Source organism: Chryseobacterium sp. MHB01, assembly GCF_034651565.1.
Lineage (GTDB): Bacteria > Bacteroidota > Bacteroidia > Flavobacteriales > Weeksellaceae > Chryseobacterium > Chryseobacterium nepalense.
This window is the reverse complement of sequence record NZ_JAYEDA010000009.1, coordinates 81942-106509: the sequence shown is the minus strand read 5'-3', so window position 1 is coordinate 106509 and position 24568 is coordinate 81942. Positions and strand designations below refer to the sequence as shown.

Here is a 24568-nt window from a genome sequence, read left to right as displayed (position 1 = left end):
GTAATGATTAAATTTAAAGATTATTGCCAAAAAAAGAGAAAATAATTATAATATCGAAATCGTATTAAATTTTTATTATCAAAAAAAACAGAAATGTTTATTTGAGACTCTTGCATTTTAATTAATTTTGCCTTTAATTTACACCTTGTAAAATTTTAAAACAATATAATTTAGTTAAATATGGAAATGAATGTTTCAAAAAATGATGAGCAAGTAGTTGCTAGAAAAGCGGGAGGTTTAAACCCAGCTGTTATTATTCCTATTATCTTAGCTATAGGAATTTGTATTTATTTATTCGTTTTGGGTAGCCCTGGAAATTTTAAAGATGCTGACAAATTAGGTGCAGGATCTGTAGCGTTTTCAGATGTTGAAGGAAAAGACATTCACCCAGATTCTTTCTTAGGTATTATCTACAAAGGAGGAGTTATCGTACCAATCTTGATTACTTTCATGCTAACCGTAATCGTATTCTCAATTGAAAGAGCTTTAGTTCTAGGGAGAGCAGCTGGAAAAGGGAACTTAGATAACTTCGTAATTCAGGTAAGAAGCTTATTGAATCAAAACAAAATTGATGAAGCTTTAGAAGAGTGCGACAGACAACAAGGTTCTGTTGGAAACGTAGTGAAAGAAGGTCTTACTACTTACAAAGCTTTATCTCACGATACTACGCTTAACAAAGAGCAAAAAATGGTAGCGCTTAACAAAGCAATCGAAGAAGCTACTACTCTTGAGATGCCAATGCTTGAGAAAAACATGATGATCCTTTCTACTTTAGGTACTGTTGCAACGTTAGTAGCACTTTTAGGTACGGTAATCGGGATGATCAAGGCATTCTTCGCATTAGGTTCTGGAGGAGGTACTCCGGATGCTGCTGCACTTTCAACAGGTATCTCTGAAGCTTTGATTAACACAGCTTTAGGTATTGGTACTTCAGCAATCGCTATCATCCTTTATAACTTCTTTACTTCTAAAATTGACGGATTAACTTATAAGATCGATGAGATTGCTATGAGTATCCAGCAGTCTTTCGCTGAATTCAACTAAGAATTCAAGCAAAGAATTGTACACTAAGTAAAAAGAAGTCTAATTAAAAATTATTAATAATAATGGCGAGAGTCAAACCAAAAAGACATGGAGTAGTGACGGATATGACGGCAATGTGTGACGTTGCATTCCTACTGCTTACATTCTTTATCTTGACCACTCAGTTTAAAAAACCTGACGTGGAGCAGATCAAACCGCCATCTTCAATATCAGAGAAGTTACTTCCTGATGCAAGTTTGATGACTATCAACGCTACACCGGACGGAAAATTCTATTTCCAGCCTGTAGAAAATGCAACAGAGAGATTAAAGCTTTTGGACAACATGGGTAAAAAGTACGGTGTTACTTTTGACAACAAAGAAAAAGCTGCATTCCAGAAAGTACAGGCTATCGGGGTTCCTATGAACCAACTGAAAAGCTATCTTGATTTGCCAGATGACGCGCAGAAAAATTTCAAGAGTCCAACAGGGATTCCTATGGATAGTACAAATAAGCAATTGGTAGACTGGGTAAAAGAAAGTCTTGCTGTTAATCCTGATTATAAATTGGCGATTAAAGGAGACGTTACTACAGAATATCCTAAAGTTAAAAGCTTATTTGAGGGTTTAAGAGATATCGATTTTCTTAAATTTTGGTTGATTACATCACAAGAAGGTAAACCTAACGAATAATATCGATTAGAAATGGCAGAAGTACAAGTACAGGAAAAAGGCGCCAAAGGCGGCAAGGTACGTTCCAAGAAACAGAGTACCAGAGTCGATATGACTCCGATGGTGGACTTGGGTTTTCTATTGATTACCTTCTTTATGTTCACAACCACATTCTCTAAACCGAATGTAATGGATTTGGGTCTTCCGGCAAAACCGAAGGATGAAACAAAAAAACCACCTCCAACAGAAATCAAACTTTCAAATTCGATCTCTTTATTATTAGGGAAGGACAATAAGGTTTTCTGGCATCAGCAGGATAATACATCCTTAACAGACCAGAACCTTAATGAAACCACTTTTGATAGAGAAGGAATCAGAAAGGTTATCAAGCAAGCAGAAGCAAATGCGGCAGATAAATCCAAATTTACCGTGATTATCAAGCCTACTGACGATGCTGTATATAAAAACTTTGTAGATATTCTTGACGAAATGGCAATTACTAAGATTGAGCGATACGGGGTTACCGATCTTAAGCCTTGGGAAGAAGCCATTTACAACAAAAAGGTTGGGAATTCCGGAGCTGCAGCAGCACCGGCTACTAAGTAATTTAAACCATAAAATTGTAAATCTATGGCAAATGAAAATGTATACGATCCAAATCTTACTTTAGATGAGATTGTATTTGAAAATAGAAACAAAGAATATGGTGCATACGATCTAAGACATCAGTATCCTAGGCTTCTGACAAAATCTTTTATCGTTGGAACAGCAATATTCCTTGTATTGGCATTGTCTCCTTTTATTTATCTTACCATTAAAAGATTAACTGAACCACCTAAGCAGGAAGTAAAGGCGGATTTAGTGGAAATCCTTCAGGAAGATAAAATTATTGAGCAGCCGAAAGAAGAAGAACCACCACCACCTCCGCCACCACCAAAAGAGGAGGAGAAAATTGAAATTATTCAGAACGTGGTTCCGGAGCCTGTAAAAGCTCCGAAAATTGAAACTCCACCGCCGCCAATTTCTAAACAGTTAGAAACAACGACAGGTCTGGTAAATCAGGAGGGGGTAAAAGCTCCGGCTTACACGCCACCGCCGCCACCGCCATCAACAGGTACAAAAGCTTCAACAGCTGAGGTTAAGCCTCAGGTATCTAATGATGTTTACGAGTCCGTTGATCAACCGGCAGATTTTAGTGCAGGAGGACTTAACGGGTTCAGATCTAAGTTTACGAATAATTTTGATAGTTCTTCACTGGAAGGTGAAGGTACTTTAAATACGGAAATTACTTTTGTTGTTGAAAGAGACGGAACATTAAGCCAGGTTAAGGCGACAGGTCCTAATTCAGATTTCAACAGAGAAGCTGAAAGAACGGTTAAAAGTATAAAAATCAAGTGGAATCCAGGTAAAGTGAATGGACAGCCGGTTCGTTCTCGTTTCAGATTCCCTGTTAAGATGAATTTTGAATAATTCTGTCTTTAAATAATAATTAAAAAGAGAAGCACATGCTTCTCTTTTTATTTTTTTTGGTATTTTTGTTATATGATGTTCAATTGGTTATCCCTCGTTACGGGATTGTTTTATATCGTTTTAGGAATTGTAGTTATTCTTTACAAATTCTTTTTCACTGTTTTGGAACCCGGTGTGGCGTATGCATTAGGAATATTGCTTATCCTGTACGGTATTTTCAGAATTTACAGAGCGGTTACAAAAATTAAAAGTTCAGGAAATGAAGAATAGTATTAAACTTATAATGCTGCTTTTCATTAGCATAATAGCGATAAGTTGTAAAAAAGAAGAAAAATCCCCATCTTATAATAAAGGGGAAATGACGATTCTTACCGATGAGTCATTTAGAAGTGTTACGGAAGCTTTGGCAGAAGGGTATATGATTAACTATCCTGAAACAAAAATAAAGGTCGTTACAAAAAAAGAAGATCTTGGTTTCCTTGATCTCTTACATGATAAAGCAAGAATTGTAGTCATGTCAAGAGATTTGTCTACCGAAGAGATTAAAACCTACGAAGAACAGGTTGAGCTTAAATTTTTACCTTCAAAATTTGCAGCAGATGCTGTTGTTTTTGTTGTTCCCAAAGATTCTCCGAAAGAAAGCATTTCCATGGAAGAAATTGAAAAGGGGATGCAGTCTGAGGACAAAAAATTTATATTCGACGGGACAAATTCCAGTAATTTGAATTTCGTTGCCCAAAAGATCAAGAAAGAGCCTAAAAATTTAAAATTCTCTGTAATTCCGGGGAATAAAAATATTATTGAAGAACTAAGTAAATATCCTGATAAAATTGGTGTGATTGGCCTCAATACTTTTAGTCGTCCCTATGATAAAGAATCGGAGGAGCTTAGAAGCATGGTGAAAATACTTCCTGTTGAATATCAGGGTAAACTATACAATACAGACTTTGAAAACCTTCGCAAAATGAATTATCCTTTCACCAGAATTTTGTATTTCTTAACAAATGAGGGTAATTTTAATATTGCTAATGGTTTTATAAGGTATTCCTGTACACAGCTTGGGCAGATGATTGTTCAGAAGGAAGGTTTACAGCCTTATAATCTGTATAGAAGGGAAGTACAGATGCGTTAAAATATATTAAATTAACTTCTTACCCAAAAATAAATCCTTATTTTGGTCTGAAAATTGTGTACAATATAAATTGAATTAGATTAGAAATTTAAAATGAGAGATATAATGAATATGAATGTAAAGAAGATTGCTTTTGGAGCAGCAGTGGTATTTTTCACTAATTTTGCTTTTGCGCAAACCGTACAGGATGGTATCAATAGTATGGATAGTGATAAATACGCTCAGGCAAAAGCTAATTTCACAAGCATGATTACATCGGCACCTACTGCTGAAAACTATTTTTACCTTGGAAATACATATCTAAAACAGGGAGAACCTGATTTTACAGCAGCTACAGACAATTTCAACAAAGGTCTTGCCGCTGATAAAAAAAGTTATTTAAACAAAATCGGTTTAGCAGCCGTTAAACTCGGTAAAGGCGACAAAAATGCAATTGCAGAAATTCAGAGTATTGTTTCTGATTCTAAAGAAAAAGATGCAGAAGTGTTATTCAGAGCTGCAGAAGCATTAACTTTATTTGAAAAAAATAACTCTCCGGATTTAGCAATTCAATACCTAAACAAAGCGATTGAAAGAGCGTCTAAAAAAGATGTTCCCGCACACTATTATTATACTTTAGGTGATGCCTACAGATTAAAAAGAATGCCGGGTGATGCGATGACAGCCTATGATAAAGCGCTTCCTTTAGCTAAAAATAAGGCTTCCGTTTATACGAGAATGGGAACATTATGGATGGCCGCACAACAATGGCAACAGGCTAAGACAAGCATCGATAAAGCTATCGCAACAGATCCTACATATGCTCCGGCTTATAAAGCTTTAGCAGCCTATGATATCAGATATCAGCAAAATGCAAAAGCAACACAAGATCTTATCAATTATACCAAATATGCGGATGAAGATCCATATACGCAACTGGAAATTGCAAAACTTTATTTTACAAATGAAGATTATGCAAACTCAAAACAGGTTTTAGATAAGATTTTCGATAAAATTAATGATCCTATTAAATTTAAATTAAGAGCGTATCAATTATATGCAGACGGGAAATATGCTGAAGCAAAACAAAATATGGATAATTTTGTTTCTCAGGCTGATAAATCAAGAGTACAGCCTGCAGATCAGGGATTGATGGGATTAATTGCTGCCGGATTAGCTAAAACCGAAACGGATGCTGCTAAAAAAACAGCTTTAACAACAGAAGCACAACAAAAAATTGCTATTGCAAAAGCAGCGAAAGACGAAACAATGAAGTGGGATATGGAGCTTGTTAAAATTGCAGGTGGAGGAGCTTCACAGTCTGATGTTGATGCAGGACCAACAAACCCTGTTATTGAAGGATTGAAGCAAAAAGTTGCAGCAAATGCACAGGATTCAGATTCTTTGTTTAAGTTAGCAACCGCTTATCAGGATGCAAAAAACTGGAATGGAGCTATTCAAACTTGGCAGAAAATGAATGCACTTCTTCCTGATTGGGCACCTGGTTATTACAGCTTGGGATATTCTTACCAACAGGCTGGAAATAATGACGCAGCAAAAATCGCTTATGAAAAATTCATTAATACAGTGAAGCCTGCAGATCAGGAAGCTAATAAGCAGACGCTTGCTTATGCTTACTTTGCTGTAGCCTATATGAGTAAAGATTCTGATCTTGCGAAAGCTAAAGATTACGTTTCAAAATCTGTTCAATTGGATCCTACGTATCAGGATGCTATAAAATTGAATGCAGAAATCAATAAATAATTTATTCTTAAATAATTATAGGACTTCCCAATCGTAATGTTTGGGAAGTTTTTATTTAAATCATATCTTTGAATATATGAAAACAGATATATTAGCTTTTGGTGCGCATCCTGATGACGTAGAACTTGGCTGCGGCGGAACAATCGTTAAAATGGTCTCCGAAGGTAGAAAATGCGTTATCGTAGATCTTACCCGCGGGGAGCTTGGTACGAGAGGTACTGAAGAAACCCGAAAAGCGGAAGCCTCTGATTCAGCAAAGATCCTGGGGGTGGTTGCAAGAGAAAATCTGGGCATGAAAGACGGCTTTCTGGAAAACTCTGAAGACTATCAGATGAGAATTGTAAAAATGATTCGCAAATACAGGCCTGAAATCGTTTTAGCAAATGCAATTGATGACAGACACCCGGATCATGCAAAAGGAGCGAAATTAGTGTCGGATGCATGCTTTATAGCAGGATTAAGAAAGATCGAAACTGTTCTTGAAGGAGAAAATCAAGAGATCTGGAGGCCAAAACATATATTTCACTACATACAATGGAAAAATATTGAGCCTGAGTTTGTAATTGATATTTCAGATCATCTGGAAAAAAAGATTCAAGCTTGTATGGCTTTTAAAACTCAGTTTTATGACCCGGCTTCCAAGGAACCGGAGACGCCAATTACTTCAAAAGACTTTTATGAAAGCTTAACATATCGTGCTCAGGATCTTGGGCGGTTATCGGGAGTGACTTATGCTGAGGGATTTACGTCTGAGAAGCTTATTGCAATGAAAAATTTTGACGGAATTGTTTGGTAATTAAAAAATCTTCCCTATATTTGCACTCACAAAACGGTGATTGTAGCTCAGTTGGTTAGAGCGTCGGATTGTGGTTCCGAAGGTCGTGGGTTCGAGACCCATCATTCACCCAAAATTCAGCATCCTGCTTATATTAAGCAGGATGTTTTTTTATTGTACATTTAATATTTATTGGGTAATTATTATTCATTTAACTTTATGTTTAACTTCTTAGCGATCTGCTTATTGTAAGATTTTTTTACAACAGTGGCTTCAAATGGTTTATTAAGACTATTTCCTGAAGGATCAGAAACGTATTTATTAAGAATCAGCGTATATTTTTTTTCTGTCCACGGTTGATCAGGCATAAAGTACCATTCAGTGTCGTCAGATCCGGCAATAATCTTTCCTTCAACTATTTTATCAGATTTATAATTATATACTGAAATTCCGATTTGTGCAGAAAAAATGTCAATAGGTCTGTCGAAAACAATTTTCAGTTTATCCGAAGTATTTTTTTCAGGAATTTGTAATTTATCCTCTATAAATTTTGGACATGTATTAATAGGATTGGTGATTTCTAATTCTTTTGTAAAAGATATTAATTTGGATTTGCTGTTCAGTGGCTTGATTTTATCGGTAATTTCCAGGTAATATTTTTTGCCTACTGTAAATATTTCACCAAGATTGTCATAATATGAGATGTCTTTTTTTACTCTTCCGGGATGGATCATTAGCATCACGACTTTATCACTAATCCATCTGGCTTTATTATACCAAACATGCGGTATTACTTTTTTGTTTTCGTCAAGTAAATTAACGTATCTGTAAGCAGACTCATCCTCTGTCATCGGTGCAGAAAACTCAACATAAAAAATCAGAATATTTTTTGGAATTTTATTATTACGTGGATATATTTCTTGTATATCGGTTTTTTGGTTTATCGAATTGTCAACAGATTTAGTTTTATATGTTTTTTTTATGATATTGTTATTATACGAAAAGTTGACATTAAACGTCAGTCCTTCGCCCAGCTCAAACTGTGGCTCAAAAAAGATTGTATCTTTTACATAAGAATATGAGCCTAATAAAGGCGTTTGTGATTCAATACTATCCTGGATCATGAAAATTTTAAAAACAGCTGAAGGCTGCTTAATATTTTCTTCAATGGGAAAAACTTTGAATACCGGCTTGTTCGGATTGCTTGAGGCAATAGATATTTCTTGGGAAAAACAGAAATTGCATAAAAACAAAAAAAGAAGAATATAAAAATTCTTTATTTTTTTTGCCTGAGTTATTTTTTTCATATAATCTAATGAATTTAAAAAAGAATAATGTGCGGACTTTCGATCCGCACATATCACATAGAATTTATTGCTTTTTATTTCTTTATGAAAGATTTAGAGTGTAAATAAACTCCTTTATGAAAGACTTTCAGGATATAGTTTCCTGTATGCAGATCTGAGATTGAAATTTTCTTATTTTGAGAATTGATCATTTGTTTTTTGATAAGCTTTCCATCGAAACTGTAAATTTCCGCTTCCATGTTTTTATAAAGATTTTCATTATAAGAAATATGTAACAGGTCTGAAGCGGGGTTAGGAGATAGCTCAAAATTAATGTCTTTTTGATTCTGCTCAGCAGTACTTAAAATTGCATTACAAACGCTCAATTTTGCAAGAGTTTGGTGGTCTGATGATAATGTAAGTAATTCACAGTTAGAATAGTAAGCCATTGATGAAAAGTTTCCCGGGAACATTTTAAATTCTTCTTCAGTAAGATTAGTGTTTGGATTTCCGGAAAAGTTTCTCAGTTCTACGGCATTATTATTATAAGTATTGTTTGTAAAAGGTGTACCATCAAGGTATTTTTTTCCAATTCTATAAATATTATTACCGCTAGGAAAGTTTTGATGTAAATCTAATAAGTAGGCATTGCTTCCGTTATTGATGGCGATCGTTTTTACAGGCTCGTCAAAGTTAACATTAAAAGCTTCTCTCACAGTGAACAGTCCTGAATTGCTCGTCAGAGAAGATACGGTTTCAGAAAATCCCGGAGCACAGGTAGTTAATCCGCAAAGATATTCGGTATTGCCAATCTTTACATAATTTAATTTTTCTAATGGAGCACTTGTTATATACATATTTCCCCAGTTAGATTTGAACATGGTGGTAGATCTTTTGCTAATTGTCGTATTGTTGGTAAACGGAGCCGAAATATAACCCAATTCTCCATTTAATGTATTGTGGTTACTGGAAACAAACAATCGGTTGCCACCCCATGCAATATCCTGGAAAGTGCAATTTGCATTGGTGAAATTTAAAGTGCAGTATGGCATTGTGTTGAAATCTAATGCGGTAATAGTATTTCCGGCATTCGTTAATTTCAGGAAGTAAGGTGTTGCGCTTACCATGGCCATTACATAGACGGCATTTGTAATAGGATTTACCTCGATGTTTTTAATGGAAGTAACGGTTTGTCCTAATGCAGCAGAGATTCTTGTTTTTACATTGGTAGAAGTTGTTGCGATTGTATTTGCAGCTTTATCTGCGGGATTACTGTCATTAATATCAACAATAAAAACTTTACCTGAAGCATTATGTGTAGCAACCAGCGCAGCGCTGCTGCCATCACTTATTAGTTTGAAATTTGAAATGGTTCCCGAAGTGATCATTGTTCCGGTTTGGGGAGATACCATTAAAGAGTTTTGGGCAAAACATAGTGCAGATGCCAAAAGAAAAACGAGTAAATTTTTTTTCATTCTTTTATATTTAAGGTTAAAATTATTTCATATAAACTATTTTTAATTCAAATTTATTAATGATAATTAGATGGATTATTTAATTTTTTAACGGTAAAATTATTAAATAATCACAATTTTACATTAATTATCGTGAAATTAATAAAAAAATATATGATAATTTTAATTTAAAATAAAGAATATCGTTAATAATTATGCGTTGCATATTAATGAGCGTCGCTGTCTAATTAATTTAACTTAAATACAAAAGATTAGAAAAGAAAATAAAAAAAGCATCTTTTTCCAGATGCTTGTGTTTTTAAATGTTATAAATATTTTAAACCTCGTCGTCAGAATCTATAGTATATGTTCTGCTTTTGAAGTCTTTATCATGCTTTTCTGATATTACATCCTCACCCTTTTCGTTAATGATGAAATCTGTGGACTCATTAAACATCTCCTGAAAACTTTTAAAATCTTCTTTATAAAGATAAATTTTATGCTTCTCGAATGTAGCTTCTCCATTCTCCCCGAAGTTCTTTTTACTTTCGGTAATCGTAAGATAATAATCTCCTGCTTTCGTCTCGCGCACATCAAAGAAATAAGTTCTTCTCCCTGCTTTTAACACCTTAGTGAAAATTTCATTTTCATGGCGTTCCTTGTATTCACTCATTGTTAGATATTTTTTAATCTTGTTAAGAACAAATATAAAAGTTTTCTTTTAATCACAAAATTTTTTTTATGATTTATTTAACATTTGTGAATGAATGCGCTATGCAGTTACGGAATTGTTAATTTCAGTCAGGTTAAGGATTTTATCTGCACGTTGGGCGCTAGACTCTCTGTGTGTGATGATTATAGAAGTTGCGTGATGAATTTTTCTTTCAATATTTTCGAGGATGTTCTGCTCAGTTTCAGTATCCAGGGCAGACAGAGAATCGTCAAAAATGATAATGCTGGGGTCTTTAATCAGTGCTCTGGCAATGCAGATTCTTTGTTTCTGACCTCCCGAAAGCATCACTCCGCGTTCGCCTACCATAGTTTTATACTGATCTTTAAACTCTACGATGTTTTTATCAACGTCTGCAATTTTTGCATATTCCACTACTTTTTCATGAGTTGGATGGTCTATGGCAAAACCGATGTTATTTTCAATCGAATCAGAAAAAAGATAACTCTCCTGGGGGATATAGCCGATGAAGTTTCTGTAGTTATCTAAATTATGCTCTTTTAAGTTTTTTCCGTCAACTAAAATTTCTCCTTCTGTGGGGTCAATAAGCCTGCAGAGTAATAACGCAATGGTTGATTTTCCACTTCCTGTTTTGCCCATAATGGCAAGTGATTCACCGGATTTTACTGTAAAACTTAGATTTTCTAATGCTGTAATTCCTGTATTAGGATAAACATAAGATACATTTCTGAATTCAATATCTCCTTTAATGGAATAATTTTCAAAGTTTTGGTTAACGATTTCCGATTTCTTATCCATAAATTCATTAATCCTCTGCATGGATGCTTCAGCCCTCTGGTTTACAGAAGTTACCCAGCCTACCATAGAGAAAGGAAATATCAGGGTATTGATGTACATAAAGAAATCTGCAATTTTACCGATGCTAAGCTCTCCGGCAATATATTTCTGTCCGCCGATCCAGATAATGGCAACATTCAGAAGACCGATTACAAAAAGGATGATGGTGAAGAAGTAAGCTTCCGTTTTGGCAAGGTCCAGCGCTTTATCCTGATAGTCCGTAACTTTTACTCCATAGTTTTTTTCAATGTATTTTTCACGGGCGAAAAATTTCACAACGCGTATCCCCGAAAAGCTGTCCTGCACGAAAGTAGAAATGGCCGACTGGCTTTTCTGCATGATCTTCGATTTTTTATTGATAATGGAACTTACCTTATAAATAGCATACGAAAGAAGCGGTAAAGGAAGCAAGGTCCAAAGCGTCATGGAAACATCCGTCTTCAGCATATAAATTGCGGTGATAATAACAAGCACCAATAAGTTGGCGACATACATTACGCCGGGGCCAAGATACATCCTTACTGCAACAACATCTTCACTCAGTCTGTTCATGAGATCTCCAATGGTGGTTTGCTTATAATCCGTTAAAGACAAATCCTGATAGTGCCTGTAGATTTTGTTTTTAAGTTCATATTCAATCCTTCTGGAAGCAACAATAATCGTCTGCCGCATCATAAAAGTAAAGAAACCTGTAAGAAGGGAGCATCCTACAATAATGGCAACATAAATCAACACCTGTCTGTTGAAACCGAGATTTCCGTTGCGTGTAAGTTCGTCCACAGATTTTCCCACGAACTGAACTTTATAGATATTGAAGAAATTACTGGCAATGATAAATAATACCCCCCAAAATAATAATATTTTGTGTTTCCAGAAGTAGGGGTTTAGGGTTTTTAAAGCTTTCATAAACTTTTACAAATTTACGAAAATGTCATCATACTACGAATCCCATAAATTTTAAATTTCGTATCTTTGCGCCCATAAAAAGCTCTTTGAATGTTAGGAAGACGACAAATCCGTGAAAAAGTAGTACAGACTGTGTATTCATATTACCAGAATCCTGTTAAGTTTGATGTATTAGAGAAAAACATGTTTACCGGAATAGAGAAGATTTATGATCTCTATATCTATGAATTGAATTTTCTGGTTGCACTGAAAGAACTGGCAGAAAACCAGATCGAAATTGGAAAGAATAAATATATTAAAACCGATGCAGATATTAATCCTAACCAAAAATTCATCAACAATAAGGTTTTGATTAAGCTGGAGGAAAACCCGGAACGGTTATTCTTTACAGGCCAGCACAAGCAGCTTAAGTGGGATTTGCACGACGACCTTCTCGTAAAAACATTCCAGAGAATTACTGCCGGAAAAAGATACCAGGATTTTATGAAGGAAGAATCTTATTCTTTTGAAGAGGATCAGAAGTTTATCGGTAAGTTATTTTTAAGATATATTGCTGAAAACGATGATTTTCATGATTATCTGGGAGACAAGGAACTTTCATGGTATGATGATATTCATATTGCCAATTCTATGGTTCAGAAAACAATCGGTTTTTTAAAGGAAGATGAAGAAAGCAGAACCTTGATCAAAATGATTAAAGATGATGAAGATAAAACTTTTTCCATCAAGCTTTTAAGAAATACGCTGGACAGCTGGGAAAACAATGAGAAGAAACTGGAAGAAAGACTGGAAAACTGGGATCTGGAAAGGGTTTCACTAATGGATAAAGTAATCCTGTCTACTGCACTTACGGAACTGGATAATTTTCCTTTTACACCTTCAAGGGTGATCATTAATGAATATATTGAGATTGCCAAAGTATTTGCCACGGATCGCTCCAATATTTTCATTAACGGAATTTTGGATAAATACTGTAAAGATTTAAATAGAATATAAATATTTCAATATGAAAAAGACGTTATCAATTATCGCTTTATCAGTAATAGGTTTTGGATTTGTTTCTTGTAAAAAGGAAAACAAAGAAAACCAGGAAAAACTTCTTACCGAAAGACCGGAAATTCACAGAAATGGTCCGGCAGATTCTGCAGGTGCTGCTGCAGCAACTCCTGAAACGGCAGCTCCGGCGCCTGTATCCAACCAGCCTTTAACTACTATTGCTCTTTCTGAAAGCAACTTCGATTTCGGAAAAGTAAAAAAAGGAGATAAAGTGCAGCACGTATATGAAATTACAAATACAGGAAGCAATCCTCTGGTGATTTCAGAAGTAAAACCGGGATGTGGATGTACTGTTCCTGACTTTACTAAAGAGCCGATCATGCCGGGTAAAAAAGGGAAAATTACCCTCCACTTTGATTCTACAAACTTTGATGGAAACGTAAACAAATATGCAGACGTTTTCGCCAATGTAGAAAAAGCTCCTATCAAATTAACATTCACCGCGAATATTCAACCATAATATCATGAATTTATTATCAATTTTTTTACAGGCACCTGCTCAGGGAGGTAACTCTTCCATGATGCTGATTATGATGGGGGTGATGTTTGTAGGTTTTTATTTTTTAATGATAAGACCGCAAATGAGAAAGCAGAAGCAGGAGAAGAATTTCCAGGAAACCCTTAAGGTAGGAACCAGAGTGGTTCTTACTTCAGGACTTCACGGAAGGATTGCTCAGGTTCAGGATGATGGTTTTGTAATCGAAACATTATCGGGAAAGCTAAAGTTTGAAAAAGCGGCTGTTTCCAGAGAATTTACGGAGGCCCGTTTTGGAGATAAAGCCAAAGCTGCTGAAAAAGCAGAAGACAAAAAGGAAATTGAAACGGATAAGAAATAAATCTTTCCGATTTTATAAAGATACTTCGTTTCGGCGGGGTGAGCGAAGCTCACCCCGCCGAAACTTTTTATATCATCAGTCCAGGGAATCAGTGAGGATACGGTTTCCTTATTACCATAGGAGCCAACGAGTGGCTTTAACTGTGCTATGAATTGTATGAATTGCTTCGGGTATAACACGCAGACTGTGACGGGCGGTGCAGATACCCTGCATGGTGCGATGCAGACAGCCTGCACCGTACGATGCATACCCTCTGCATGGTACGATGCAGTCATCCTGTGGCGATTAAGTATAACTTCCTTAGTTGTTTTAGAAAATACGCATTAAAAATTATCTTTGCATTATGAATAAAAACACAAACAAAACGGTTCTTATCTTAGGAGGCAATTCTGATGTTGCAAAGGAAAGTATTAAACAATACCTTCAAAAAGGATTTTCCGTAATGGCGGCATCCCGAAATACAAAGTCACTGGAAGAATTTGTCTCAAAAAATGGGTTCCATGCGAAGGTTACAGTCTTATACTTCGATGCGGTGGATTTTGATTCTCATCAGAAATTTTATGATGACCTTTCTGCGAAGCCTCATATTGTTGTTTATGCTGCCGGCTTTTTAGCAGAAAATGAAAAAGCCCTGCATGATTTTGGAAGTGCAAGACAAATGATGCAGGTAAACTACATGGGCGCTGTTTCCATATTGAATATTATTGCAATGGATAAGAGGAATAAAAGTTTAGAAAGGATTATCGGATTATCTTCTCTGTCGGGAGTTCGCGGGCGGAAAAGTAATTTTGTGTACGGCAGTACCAAAGCCGCTTTTACCACCTATCTTGCCGGCTTAAGACAGGAGCTAAGACAAAGAAACATTGTTGTCAATGCTTTGGTGATCGGTTATATTGATACGAAAATCAATCAGGGTTTAGCATTAAATAAAAACCTGATCATGCAGCCAGATTATGTTGCGAAATTCATCGTGAATGCAGGGCATTCTTTTACCATTGTTCCGGATTTCAAATGGAAAATCATTTATCATATTCTGAAATTGCTTCCGGAAAGTCTGGTGGCAAAGTTGCCATAATTATTCATTTTTAACAACCACAGTTGGAAAACCTAATGTCTGCATTAAATCATCATAGTTTTCGATTAAAATGCTGCTGCTACCGTAATGAGAAATTTTTAATTGATTTTCACTGTCTTCAACAGAAAAAGAATTTCCACTATTACCAAATTCATTTTCCATGAAATTGTAATGCATTAAATTATTAATGTAATTCATCAAACCCACTTTTTGAGAAGTTGATAAAACAATCTTTTTTCTTACCTCTTCATTTTGTACAATTGATCCTTTATCATCCCTAACTCCACAATTGACTTTGTATTTAGTGTAAACCAATTTAGTTAGTTTGTTTTCAGAATAAATTTTAATTATTTCATCATGACCTCCCCATTCTCCACAGTCAGCAAATTTGGATTTTATTAATACAGTATCTTCATAACTTAAAATATTATCAAAAGAATATTTAATATTTGAGCTTTTAGAACAACTTAAAATAAGGGTCAATAGTAAAACTAAAAAGTAATTTTTCACGGTACAATTTTATCAAAAATACCGAATTACTCCATATCCTGCAACAATTCCAGCGCCTTCATCATATCAATTCCCTTACCCAGAACCGGTTTAAACAAATCTCCTTTTTCTTTAATTCTTTCTAGAGCATTATGAATATTAAAGTCAGTAGGTTTCATTCCTTTTTTTACCTCGCTCCAGTCCAGCGGCATGGAAACGGAAGCCCCTTCTTTAGGTCTGATACTGTAAGCACTGGCTAAAGTCTGTCCGGTTCTGTTTTGCAGATAATCAAGGTAAATTTTACTGTTATCTCTTTTCTGAAGGCTTCTTTCCAAAGTTGTGATTTCCGGAAGCTTTTCATGAACCTGTTTCATCAGAATATGTGCAAAATCTTTTACCTGGTCAAAATCGTACTTTCCGCCCATCGGAATATAGACATGAATACCGGTGCTTCCTGAAGTTTTACAGTAGCCTTTAATTTTAATGGCATTTAAAACCTCATTCACCTGTAAGGCTGTTTCGATAACATCGTCAAAAGTATTCTTTTTGGATGGGTCCAGATCTAACACAAGAAAGTCAGGATGATCCAGGTCGGGCAGGGAAGAATTCCAGGGGTTCATATCAATGCACCCTAAATTATTCAGATAAGCAAGAGTAGCCTTGTCGTTACAGTAAATATAATCAATGTATTTATCGTTGGATTCAGAATAAACCTGCGTTGTTTTTACCCAGTCCGGAATATTGTCACTGGCATCTTTCTGATAGAAACCCTGCTCTTCAATACCGTTTGGGAAACGGTTCAGAGAAAGCGGCCGGTTTTTAAGGTGTGGTAAAATATAGTCTGCAACCGACTGGTAATATTCTATGACATCGCCTTTGGTTACCTCATCTTTAGGGAAATAAACTTTATCCTGATTGGTAAGCTTTACCTTATGCCTGTTTAATGTTATTTCCTTTTCGTTTTCGGAAGGACGTGTTTTTTTAGGGGCTGTAGCTTTCATAACTTTTGTATTTTGGGTTGCTTCATCTTTTTCTCCGGCTGTGTTTTTTACTTCTTCAGGTTCTTTGTCTTCACGCAGTGCCACGAAAACCGGATGCCGGAAAATGCCGTCTTTTGTGATTTCGGAATATTTAATCTCGCATACCAGCTCCGGCTGGGTCCAGGTTACGGGCATATTGGTTTTAGGCTTAGTTTCAAAAGGGGAATTTTTCACGATGATTTTCTTTAATCTTTCATGAAGTTCCATAATTGATTCGCGGTTGAATCCTGTCCCAGTATGTCCTGAATAAATCAGTTGGCCGTCAATGTATTTTCCCAGGATCAGGGCACCGAAACCTTCCCTTGATCCACGGGGTTCCGTAAATCCGCAGATAATGGCTTCTTCCGTGTTGGTGAATTTTATCTTAAGCCAGTCGGAAGTACGGTGGTTTTCGGTGTAAACGCTGTCTGCTTTTTTGGCGATCATTCCTTCCAGCTTCATTTTTTTCATTTGGTTAAAAAAGGAAATGCCTTTCTCCTGGATATGATCACAATATTTGATAACATCCGTCTCAACCAATGCTTCTTTGAGGAGTTCTTTACGCTGGATCAACGGAAGCTCTTCCGTAGAATGACCGTTGAGCCAAAGAATATCAAAAACCTGATACACCAGCGCAAGATCCGGATTGTCACCTATTTGCTGAAGCAGCTGGAAATTCGGTCTTCCGCTCTCATCATACGCTACAATTTCACCGTCCAGAATCATCTTATGTTTCTGTACACTGAAATCATTGGCAACTTTTTCAAATTTTGATAAAAAGGAGATCCCGTTTCGGGAATAGAAGAGAGGTTCATCGCTTAGATCGGCAATAGCGCGGTAACCGTCCCATTTTATTTCGAAAACCCAGTCTTCATCGTCAAAGGCTTCAGGATGCGGTTTTGCAAGCATGGGCTTAATGAAATTCTCAAGTTTTTTTTCATCGACTAAAGAATTGAACCGCTGAAACCGTGGTTTTACTTCTTCCTTTACGACTTTTTTTTGCTGACGTTTGGGCTTTTTTTTTCCTCTAAGAATTTAGTGACTTGGGAATTCTTTGAGGTGTTTTCTTCCGCATCGTAATCACTTTCTGCAAAATCATCTTTATGTTTGATGAGCAGCCATGAATTTTCTTCAGTATTTTTCATTTTAACCAAAGCAAATTCGCCTTTAAGCTTTTTACCGTGAAGGATAAATTTTAAAGATCCGGCGTGAAGTTCTTTCAGCAGTTCCTTTTCATCAGAAAGCTTTGAGTTATTGTCAAGAGGTTCATATGTTCCGCTGTCCCATATTTCCACCTGTCCTGCGCCGTAGTTACCTTCAGGAATGTTTCCCTCAAAATCTTTATAATCATAAGGATGATCCTCCACCATCATTGCGAGCCGCTTATCTTTAGGATCCAAAGAAGGACCTTTCGGAACGGCCCAGCTTTTCAATACACCCTCCATTTCCAACCTGAAATCATAATGAAGCCGCGAGGCGGCATGTCGCTGGATCACAAAAATCAGTTTGTCTTTACTTTTTTTTGTTTTTCCTTCCGGTTCAGTGGTTTCATTAAACCTTCTTTTTGCATTGTAATCTTTTAAGGCCATTATGATGCATTTTTAGATTTTGGACTTTGTAAACTGGCTTTGAGCTGAGCCATAAGATCAATAACTTTACCTTCTTTTGCGGGTTCAGCTTTTTTCGCTTTGATATTTTTCCCTTTTGCTTTCTGCTTGATAATTTTCATTAACGATTCAGAATACGTGTCTTTATACATTTCAGGATCGAATTCCTGTGAAAGTTGTTCTATAAGGCTGACAGCCATTTTGAGCTCTGCCGGTTTCGGCGGTTTTTTGGCGGGAATTTTCAGATCGCTGTAATCCCTGATTTCCTGTGCAAATCTGAGACGGTTTAGGACAAGAACATCATCTTTATAGGGCCGGATCATTCCAATCGCTTCACTTTCACGAAGCACAAAGGTTCCTATTCCTACCATTTCTGTTTTAGCTAATGCTTTTAAAAGAAGTCTGTAAGCATTTTCACCATTCTTCTGAGGCTCCAGGTAATATGGATTTTCAAAATATACGGAATCTACTTCAGATTCTTTTACAAACTGGTCTATTGATAATATTTTGGATTTTTCAGGACTTGCCGCTTCATAGTCTTCTTCATCAAGAATGATGTATTTATCCTCCATGAGATAACCTTTTACAATGTTTTCCCATTTTACTTCCTTTCCTGTGGTTTCATTGACCCTTTTAAAACGGATATTTGAAAAATCGGATTTATCAAGCATATCCAGATCCAGTTTGGTGGTTTCTGTTGCCGAATAAATTTTAACAGGAATATTTACTAAGCCAAAGCCAATGGCGCCGTTCCAGATTGCTTTCATTGTAATTTGATTTAACAAAAATCTACAATGATTGTGCCGTGAGGAAAATATTTACTGAATGTGGTAATTTAGATTTTAGATATTAAATAATAAGAAATGTTTTTGATGTAACTGGAAGATTGGTTTTAACGTTACCCATAAGTACAAAAGAAAACAATTTAAAAATTGATGTTAGAAGCTTGAACAAAAGTGTTTATTTCCTTGTTATTGGGGATTATAAGCAGAAATTTATCAGAGAATAATAAATAAAAAAGCAGAGATTTCTCTGCTTTTTTATTTTGTAATTCAAATTCAATTTTGCCATAAGTATTATTGCATTAATTATTGCTAAAACTTATTGATTTTAATTGATTCTGTTCCTAACCTGGTAGTAATTTTTAAAATATACATTCCTGTTGGAAGTTCTGATGTTGAAATAGTAGTTTTAGAGGGTTGATCCTTTTTAATTAAGATCATTTGACCTGCCATATTATAAAGCTCCAAGCGTTGTATAGTAGCTGGAGAATTTATGTTAATAACTTCATTGAATGGAATTGGATATAGCAGTTTTTTTTCTATAACATTAGTTTCATGAGTGGCTAATGTTTGTTGAAATTCATAAGCGCCCAGATCAATTCTTGCATTCACGATACGATTATGTCCTGCCAGATCTGAATTGCCATAGATGGCTGTATCAAAATATTCATTGTTTCCCAGATTGATTGCCGAACTGTTGCTCTTTAAAGTAAAATCATTTGCACTGGGATTGTTAAAAATGTCATTTATTGAAATGCCTAATTGGGTAATATTAATAACGCTTTTTGAAGGAACATCTCTAACGATCGTTGTAGCTGTAGTATAGTTGCTTCCATTGACAAAATCCCAAATAATAGAATTGTACCATTTTGAAGTTCCGGAATCATAAATTCCATTATTACCGTTATTGATTATTGTTGTATTGTAATAATTTCCCCCTAAGTTATTATATACACCTCCTCCACTTGACGTTGCAGAATTGTTTGCAATAAGTACATTAACAAAAGTAGGCTGTGAAGAATGATTATACACGCCCCCTCCATAAGGCGCCGAGTTATTTTGAATGACAGTATTGATTGCTGCAGTATAAGAATTGTTATTGAATATCCCGCCTCCACCGGAATCGGCTATATTATTGCTAATGGAAACGTTTTTAAGAATATTTGATGAGTAAACGGCAAGTATTCCTCCTCCGAGGCTCGCAACTGTATTATTTGAAATTTTGGTATTATTGATTACCGAAGATGAGTTTTGAGTAAATATGGCACCTCCGGATTGGGCCGTATTATTTGTCAAGATCAGGTTGTTTAAACTAACAGAGGAATTATAAATAAAAATACCTCCGCCACTAGAATAGATTGTGCCGGATGTAATATTATTTGAATTTATAGTTATGTTGATAGCGGTATTAATACTCTTGCCATGTATTATTGTAAAACCATCCAACAGGGCCGTGCCAACATTTCCAACGGATAAAACGATGTGCTGGGCATCATTGATATTAGTAATCCCATTATTATCCAAATCTCCGCTAAGAATAGTTTCATTAGTTAAAAAATTACGATCATTCATTGTGGGAGTACCACTATCAGGAAAGCCGCCGTAAACCTTGACATTGTTTACCATTAAAAACCCATTCCGTGTATCGTATGCAGTGCCAAAATTATTATCTTCAGGGCTATACATCGGCTTGTAAGTTCCTTTTGATACCCATATCTCTTGTATGTTTTGGTTTGTTTTGGCCGCTTTAAGAGCGTCTGCTAATTCTCCAACAGCATTGCTCCAGGAACTTCCGTTACCTGCTGAGCCTTTTTTTACATACACCACACCAGATGTGGGGGTAATAGTTTGTGCAAAATGATATACGCAAGTTAATAATAAAAGGATAGAAATTTTTTTCATGATATTAATTTTATGACTATAAAGATAAGCCTAAAACAAAAAAGCAGAGAAATTTTTCTCTGCTTCTCTTTATGCTTTTAAATTTAGTTTAAGTTCCAGTTCATCCAGCTGTTCATTTGCAATGGCAGCCGGTGCATCAATCATCACATCACGCCCGGAATTATTTTTCGGGAATGCAATATAATCCCTGATTACTTCATTTCCATCGAGGATGGCTACCAAACGGTCAAAACCGAAAGCTAACCCACCGTGAGGCGGAGCGCCATATTTAAATGCATTCATTAAGAAACCAAACTGAGCTTCCGCTTCTTCTCTGGTGAAACCAAGCAGATCAAACATTTTAGACTGAAGATCTTTATCGAAAATTCTGATAGAACCTCCGCCGATTTCGTTCCCGTTCAATACCATATCGTAAGCGTTTGCTCTTGCTTTTCCCGGATCCGTTTCCAGCAAATGAATATCTTCCGGTTTCGGAGAAGTGAAAGGGTGGTGCATTGCGTGGTAACGTCCGCTTTCTTCATCAAATTCCAATAATGGGAAATCTACCACCCAAAGTGGTGCGAATTCATTTCCTTTTCTTAATCCTAAACGGTTACCCAGCTCCATTCTTAAAGCGGAAAGCTGTGTTCTTACCTTATTTTCGTTTCCGGAAAGAATCAACATTAAATCACCTTCTTTTGCTCCGAATTTTTCAATGATTTTTGCTAAATCTTCCTCGTTGTAGAATTTATTTACCGAAGAAGTCTTCACACCATCATTCTGGAATTTCACCCATACCATTCCTGAAGCACCGATCTGAGGTCTTTTAACCCAGTCAACAAGCTCATCAATCTGCTTTCTGGTATAATCTGCACAGCCTTCTACATTAATTCCGACCACAAGTTCGGCATCATCAAATATCTTAAACTCTTTTCCTTTTACCAACTCATTCAGTTCCACGAATTCCATTCCGAAACGGATATCCGGTTTGTCGTTTCCGTATTTCTGCATCGCATCTGCGAAAGTCATTCTCGGGAAGTCTCCGAATTCCTGACCGGTGATGTCTTTCAGTAAAGTTTTGGTCATTCCTTCAAAAACATTCATTACGTCTTCCTGTTCCACGAAAGCCATTTCACAATCGATCTGTGTAAATTCCGGCTGTCTGTCGGCTCTTAAATCTTCATCACGGAAACATTTTACAATCTGGAAATATTTATCCATTCCGCCAACCATAAGCAGTTGCTTAAAGGTTTGCGGAGATTGTGGCAACGCATAAAACTGTCCCGGATTCATTCTGCTCGGAACCACGAAATCCCTTGCGCCTTCCGGAGTAGATTTAATTAAAACCGGCGTTTCAACCTCGATAAAGCCGTTATCTGACAGGTAGTTTCTTACTTTCTGAGCCATTTTGTGACGGAAAATCAACTTGTCTTTCACAGGATTTCTTCTGATATCAAGGTAACGGTACTTCATTCGTAATTCTTCACCACCGTCCGTTTCATCTTCAATGGTGAAAGGGGGAAGCTGGGATTCATTAAGAACCGTTAATTTTTCAACAAGAATTTCAATTTCTCCTGTCGGGATGTTTGGGTTTTTACTTACTCTTTCAATAACTTTTCCTGTAACCTGAATCACAAACTCACGGCCCAGTTTTTTTGCATTTTCCATCAGTTCGGCAGTAGAACGCTCCTGATCAAAAACCAATTGGGTAATTCCGTAACGATCACGAAGATCTATCCAAATCATAAATCCTTTATCACGAATGGTCTGTACCCATCCTGAAAGTGTAACTTCTTCATTAAGATTTTTGAGAGATAATTCTCCGTTGTTGTGCGATCGAAACATAATTATTTGTTTAAAGTTCAAGATTTAAAGTTCAGGGTTCTGTGTTCAGTGTTTAAAGTTTTGAAGATCAAGCTTAAAACACCAACCGCAGAAGTTTGAATTTTCCGTGTGCAAAGATATGATTTTTAAAGGTTTTTAAAAGAAATTAATTAATAGTACTGCAAGAATAATTTTTATAAAACCTTTCATATGCCAAGAAATAATCATTTCTGAATATCTATTTTTGCCGGATACAAAATCAAAATCAATGTCAAAATATTTCAAATTTCTGAAGAAAGCGTTAAGCGGTGAAGAAGTAGACTATACAAAAGCGACGATAAGGAGCGCTGTTCTTCTTCTGGCAATTCCGATGATGCTGGAGATGGCCATGGAATCTGTATTTGCATTGGTAGATCTGTATTTTGTAGGACACTTGAAAGAAAGTGGTTTTGCTATACAGACAGTCGGTCTGACAGAATCCGTGCTTTCCGTGATGTATTCTATTGCCATAGGGATGAGTATGGCGGCAACGGCAATGGTTGCAAGGAGAATTGGGGAGAAAAATCCGAAGCAGGCTTCCAGAAGTGCAGCTCAGGTTTTATTGGTTTCCTTTGCGATCACTTTTATTTTAAGTTTGTTCGGAGTGATTTATGCTGAAGAAATTTTAATTATGATGGGTTCAAAACCTGAAGCTGCATCTTACGGTAAAGGATTTACAAGAATTATGATGGGAAGCAGCGTTATTATCATGTTGTTATTCCTGATCAACGGAATTTTCAGAGGAGCGGGAAATGCTGCCATTGCCATGAAATCTCTTTGGATAGCCAATATTGCGAATATTATTTTGTGCCCGGTTTTAATTAAAGGTTTCGGGCCGGTCCCGGCAATGGGATTAACGGGAGCAGCTCTTGCTACAACGATCGGGAGGAGCATTGGTGTCCTTTATCAGCTTTATCATCTTTTAATTGCAGATTCACAAATCAGAATTGAGTCGAAATATTTTAAACCTGATTTTAATATTATTAAATCAGTCATAAAAATTGCCACTCCCGGAATCTTTCAGTTTGTGATTGCTTCGTGCAGCTGGATCTTTCTGGCTCAGCTTGTGGCGACAACCGGTGGTGAAAATGCTTCTGCGGGATATCAAACCGCTTTACGTCTGATGATGTTTTTTATGCTTCCTGCATGGGGATTAAGTAACGCCGCATCAACACTTGTCGGACAAAACATGGGAGCCGGCGAAATGCTTCGGGCAGAGCAATCTGTTATGAAAACCGTTAAATATAATGTGATTTTTATGATAGTCGTTAGTGTTATTTTCTTTTTTATGGGTGATTTTTTAGCCGGATTTTTCACCAATGAAACTGAAATTAGAAATATTGCCACCAATGCATTGCATATTATGGCTGTTGGATTTATTTTTTACGGAATCGGGATGGTAATGATTAACGCTTTTAACGGAGCTGGTGATACCTGGACGCCAACCTGGGTGAATCTTTGCGGCTTCTGGCTGTTTCAGATTCCATTTGCTTATCTTCTTTCAAAATATTTTGCATTGGGACCAAAAGGAGTATTTATCTCAATTCCTGTTGCCGAAGCTTTGATCACAATAGTTGCTTTTATGTTATTTAAGAAAGGAAAATGGAAAACGGTTAACGTTTAGGAGTAAGAGGAGGGAGGTGAGAAGTGAGAAGTAAAATGTAAGAAGTAAGAAGTAAGAAGTAAGAAGAGAGAAGGTAAGTGATGATGAAGATTTTATGATTATCCGCATCGGGCTTTCATCTTTGCTAAAGAATTATAAAAATTTTAACAGCTGATCTTTTTGATTTTAAAATGGTATTCTCTAATTTCGTAATACAACTAAATTATATTACTATGGGAAAAGGAGACAAAAAATCAAAAAGAGGAAAGATTAACAACGGAAGCTACGGAAAAAGAAGGCCAAGAAAATCTTCAAAAACTGTGGCAGCTGCCGAAGAAAAATCTAAAAGCTAAAAAGACCGGAAACTAC

At 36.2% G+C, this 24568-nt stretch carries 26 protein-coding genes and 1 tRNA gene; 17 read left to right on the top strand and 10 right to left on the bottom strand.

Features of this window, described 5'->3' with window-relative positions; translation table 11 throughout:
* Positions 1-180 precede the first annotated feature (180 nt).
* From U9K52_RS15175 to U9K52_RS15135, 9 genes are all read left to right on the top strand, one after another.
* On the top strand, positions 181-1044 hold the full coding sequence (locus tag U9K52_RS15175; RefSeq protein WP_248388582.1) for a MotA/TolQ/ExbB proton channel family protein: 864 nt from the start codon (positions 181-183) through the stop codon (positions 1042-1044).
* A gap of 62 nt (positions 1045-1106) precedes the next feature.
* On the top strand, positions 1107-1715 hold the full coding sequence (locus U9K52_RS15170; RefSeq protein WP_066440721.1) for an ExbD/TolR family protein: 609 nt from the start codon (positions 1107-1109) through the stop codon (positions 1713-1715).
* Positions 1716-1727: 12 nt separating this feature from the next.
* Complete coding sequence (locus U9K52_RS15165) at positions 1728-2300, top strand: ExbD/TolR family protein (protein WP_248388579.1); 573 nt, start codon at positions 1728-1730, stop codon at positions 2298-2300.
* Between the two features lie 24 nt (positions 2301-2324).
* Positions 2325-3164 (top strand): energy transducer TonB, encoded by an 840-nt coding sequence (locus tag U9K52_RS15160; RefSeq protein ID WP_248388576.1) that lies wholly within the window; start codon positions 2325-2327, stop codon positions 3162-3164.
* Positions 3165-3236: 72 nt separating this feature from the next.
* Positions 3237-3434 (top strand): DUF308 domain-containing protein, encoded by a 198-nt coding sequence (locus U9K52_RS15155; RefSeq protein ID WP_263602193.1) that lies wholly within the window; start codon positions 3237-3239, stop codon positions 3432-3434.
* Entirely contained in the window at positions 3424-4296 is an 873-nt protein-coding gene (locus U9K52_RS15150) for a PstS family phosphate ABC transporter substrate-binding protein (protein ID WP_322927234.1), read from the top strand. The genes U9K52_RS15155 and U9K52_RS15150 overlap by 11 nt, the downstream gene beginning before the upstream one ends.
* 93 nt (positions 4297-4389) lie before the next feature.
* On the top strand, positions 4390-6039 hold the full coding sequence (locus U9K52_RS15145; protein ID WP_322927233.1) for a tetratricopeptide repeat protein: 1650 nt from the start codon (positions 4390-4392) through the stop codon (positions 6037-6039).
* Positions 6040-6115: 76 nt separating this feature from the next.
* Entirely contained in the window at positions 6116-6835 is a 720-nt protein-coding gene (gene bshB1, locus U9K52_RS15140) for a bacillithiol biosynthesis deacetylase BshB1 (protein WP_322927232.1), read from the top strand.
* A 35-nt stretch (positions 6836-6870) separates the two neighbouring features.
* A tRNA-His gene (locus U9K52_RS15135) sits at positions 6871-6946 on the top strand.
* A gap of 71 nt (positions 6947-7017) precedes the next feature.
* On the opposite strand, the gene U9K52_RS15130 is transcribed toward U9K52_RS15135, so the two are convergent.
* The 4 genes from U9K52_RS15130 to U9K52_RS15115 form a co-directional block, all read right to left on the bottom strand.
* A complete protein-coding gene (locus U9K52_RS15130) occupies positions 7018-8121 on the bottom strand; it encodes a hypothetical protein (RefSeq protein ID WP_322927231.1) in 1104 nt (367 codons plus the stop codon).
* A gap of 74 nt (positions 8122-8195) precedes the next feature.
* Positions 8196-9575 (bottom strand): T9SS type A sorting domain-containing protein, encoded by a 1380-nt coding sequence (locus U9K52_RS15125; protein WP_322927230.1) that lies wholly within the window; start codon positions 9573-9575, stop codon positions 8196-8198.
* 316 nt (positions 9576-9891) lie between these two features.
* Complete coding sequence (locus U9K52_RS15120; RefSeq protein ID WP_029295477.1) at positions 9892-10227, bottom strand: DUF3276 family protein; 336 nt, start codon at positions 10225-10227, stop codon at positions 9892-9894.
* A 99-nt stretch (positions 10228-10326) separates the two neighbouring features.
* A complete protein-coding gene (locus U9K52_RS15115; protein ID WP_248388557.1) occupies positions 10327-11988 on the bottom strand; it encodes an ABC transporter ATP-binding protein in 1662 nt (553 codons plus the stop codon).
* A 90-nt stretch (positions 11989-12078) separates the two neighbouring features.
* On the opposite strand from U9K52_RS15115, the gene U9K52_RS15110 reads away from it, so the two are divergent.
* The 5 genes from U9K52_RS15110 (at position 12079) to U9K52_RS15090 (ending at position 14955) form a co-directional block, all read left to right on the top strand.
* The gene (locus U9K52_RS15110) at positions 12079-12984 is read left to right on the top strand and encodes a transcription antitermination protein NusB (RefSeq protein WP_248388555.1); all 906 of its coding nucleotides are present in this window, start codon (positions 12079-12081) and stop codon (positions 12982-12984) included.
* Positions 12985-12994: 10 nt separating this feature from the next.
* Positions 12995-13504, top strand: coding sequence for a DUF1573 domain-containing protein (locus U9K52_RS15105; RefSeq protein WP_248388553.1), 510 nt, complete (start codon positions 12995-12997; stop codon positions 13502-13504).
* Between the two features lie 4 nt (positions 13505-13508).
* Positions 13509-13880 carry a preprotein translocase subunit YajC gene (yajC, locus tag U9K52_RS15100; protein WP_248388551.1) on the top strand — a complete coding sequence of 124 codons (372 nt, stop codon included), beginning with the start codon at positions 13509-13511 and terminating at the stop codon, positions 13878-13880.
* A 156-nt stretch (positions 13881-14036) separates the two neighbouring features.
* On the top strand, positions 14037-14207 hold the full coding sequence (locus U9K52_RS15095) for a hypothetical protein (RefSeq protein WP_322927227.1): 171 nt from the start codon (positions 14037-14039) through the stop codon (positions 14205-14207).
* A gap of 16 nt (positions 14208-14223) precedes the next feature.
* Entirely contained in the window at positions 14224-14955 is a 732-nt protein-coding gene (locus tag U9K52_RS15090) for an SDR family NAD(P)-dependent oxidoreductase (protein ID WP_263602201.1), read from the top strand.
* On the opposite strand, the gene U9K52_RS15085 is transcribed toward U9K52_RS15090, so the two are convergent.
* The 4 genes from U9K52_RS15085 to U9K52_RS15070 all read right to left on the bottom strand — a co-directional run bounded on the left by U9K52_RS15085 (position 14956) and on the right by U9K52_RS15070 (position 18837).
* Positions 14956-15465, bottom strand: coding sequence for a hypothetical protein (locus tag U9K52_RS15085; RefSeq protein WP_263602202.1), 510 nt, complete (start codon positions 15463-15465; stop codon positions 14956-14958). It abuts the gene before it with no gap.
* A gap of 26 nt (positions 15466-15491) precedes the next feature.
* A complete protein-coding gene (gene ligD, locus U9K52_RS15080) occupies positions 15492-17372 on the bottom strand; it encodes a DNA ligase D (RefSeq protein WP_263602203.1) in 1881 nt (626 codons plus the stop codon).
* 77 nt (positions 17373-17449) lie between these two features.
* Positions 17450-18052: a DNA polymerase ligase N-terminal domain-containing protein gene (locus U9K52_RS15075; protein ID WP_248388538.1), complete on the bottom strand. Its 603-nt coding sequence runs from the start codon at positions 18050-18052 to the stop codon at positions 17450-17452.
* A complete protein-coding gene (locus U9K52_RS15070; protein ID WP_312173857.1) occupies positions 18052-18837 on the bottom strand; it encodes a Ku protein in 786 nt (261 codons plus the stop codon). Before U9K52_RS15070 ends, U9K52_RS15075 begins: the two co-directional genes overlap by 1 nt.
* 86 nt (positions 18838-18923) lie before the next feature.
* Here U9K52_RS15070 and U9K52_RS21400 point away from each other — a divergent pair, with 86 nt between their 5' ends.
* Positions 18924-19079: a T9SS type A sorting domain-containing protein gene (locus U9K52_RS21400; protein WP_416232853.1), complete on the top strand. Its 156-nt coding sequence runs from the start codon at positions 18924-18926 to the stop codon at positions 19077-19079.
* An 85-nt stretch (positions 19080-19164) separates the two neighbouring features.
* Here U9K52_RS21400 and U9K52_RS15065 read toward each other — a convergent pair whose 3' ends face one another.
* Both U9K52_RS15065 and aspS read right to left on the bottom strand, forming a co-directional pair.
* Positions 19165-20754: a T9SS type A sorting domain-containing protein gene (locus tag U9K52_RS15065; protein ID WP_322927225.1), complete on the bottom strand. Its 1590-nt coding sequence runs from the start codon at positions 20752-20754 to the stop codon at positions 19165-19167.
* Positions 20755-20823: 69 nt separating this feature from the next.
* Positions 20824-22578 carry an aspartate--tRNA ligase gene (gene aspS / locus U9K52_RS15060; RefSeq protein ID WP_322927224.1) on the bottom strand — a complete coding sequence of 585 codons (1755 nt, stop codon included), beginning with the start codon at positions 22576-22578 and terminating at the stop codon, positions 20824-20826.
* A 247-nt stretch (positions 22579-22825) separates the two neighbouring features.
* Here aspS and U9K52_RS15055 point away from each other — a divergent pair, with 247 nt between their 5' ends.
* Both U9K52_RS15055 and U9K52_RS15050 read left to right on the top strand, forming a co-directional pair.
* The gene (locus tag U9K52_RS15055) at positions 22826-24220 is read left to right on the top strand and encodes an MATE family efflux transporter (RefSeq protein WP_322927223.1); all 1395 of its coding nucleotides are present in this window, start codon (positions 22826-22828) and stop codon (positions 24218-24220) included.
* Positions 24221-24432: 212 nt separating this feature from the next.
* Positions 24433-24552, top strand: a complete 120-nt coding sequence (locus U9K52_RS15050; protein ID WP_263602209.1) for a 30S ribosomal protein THX — start codon at positions 24433-24435, stop codon at positions 24550-24552.
* Positions 24553-24568: the final 16 nt, after the last annotated feature.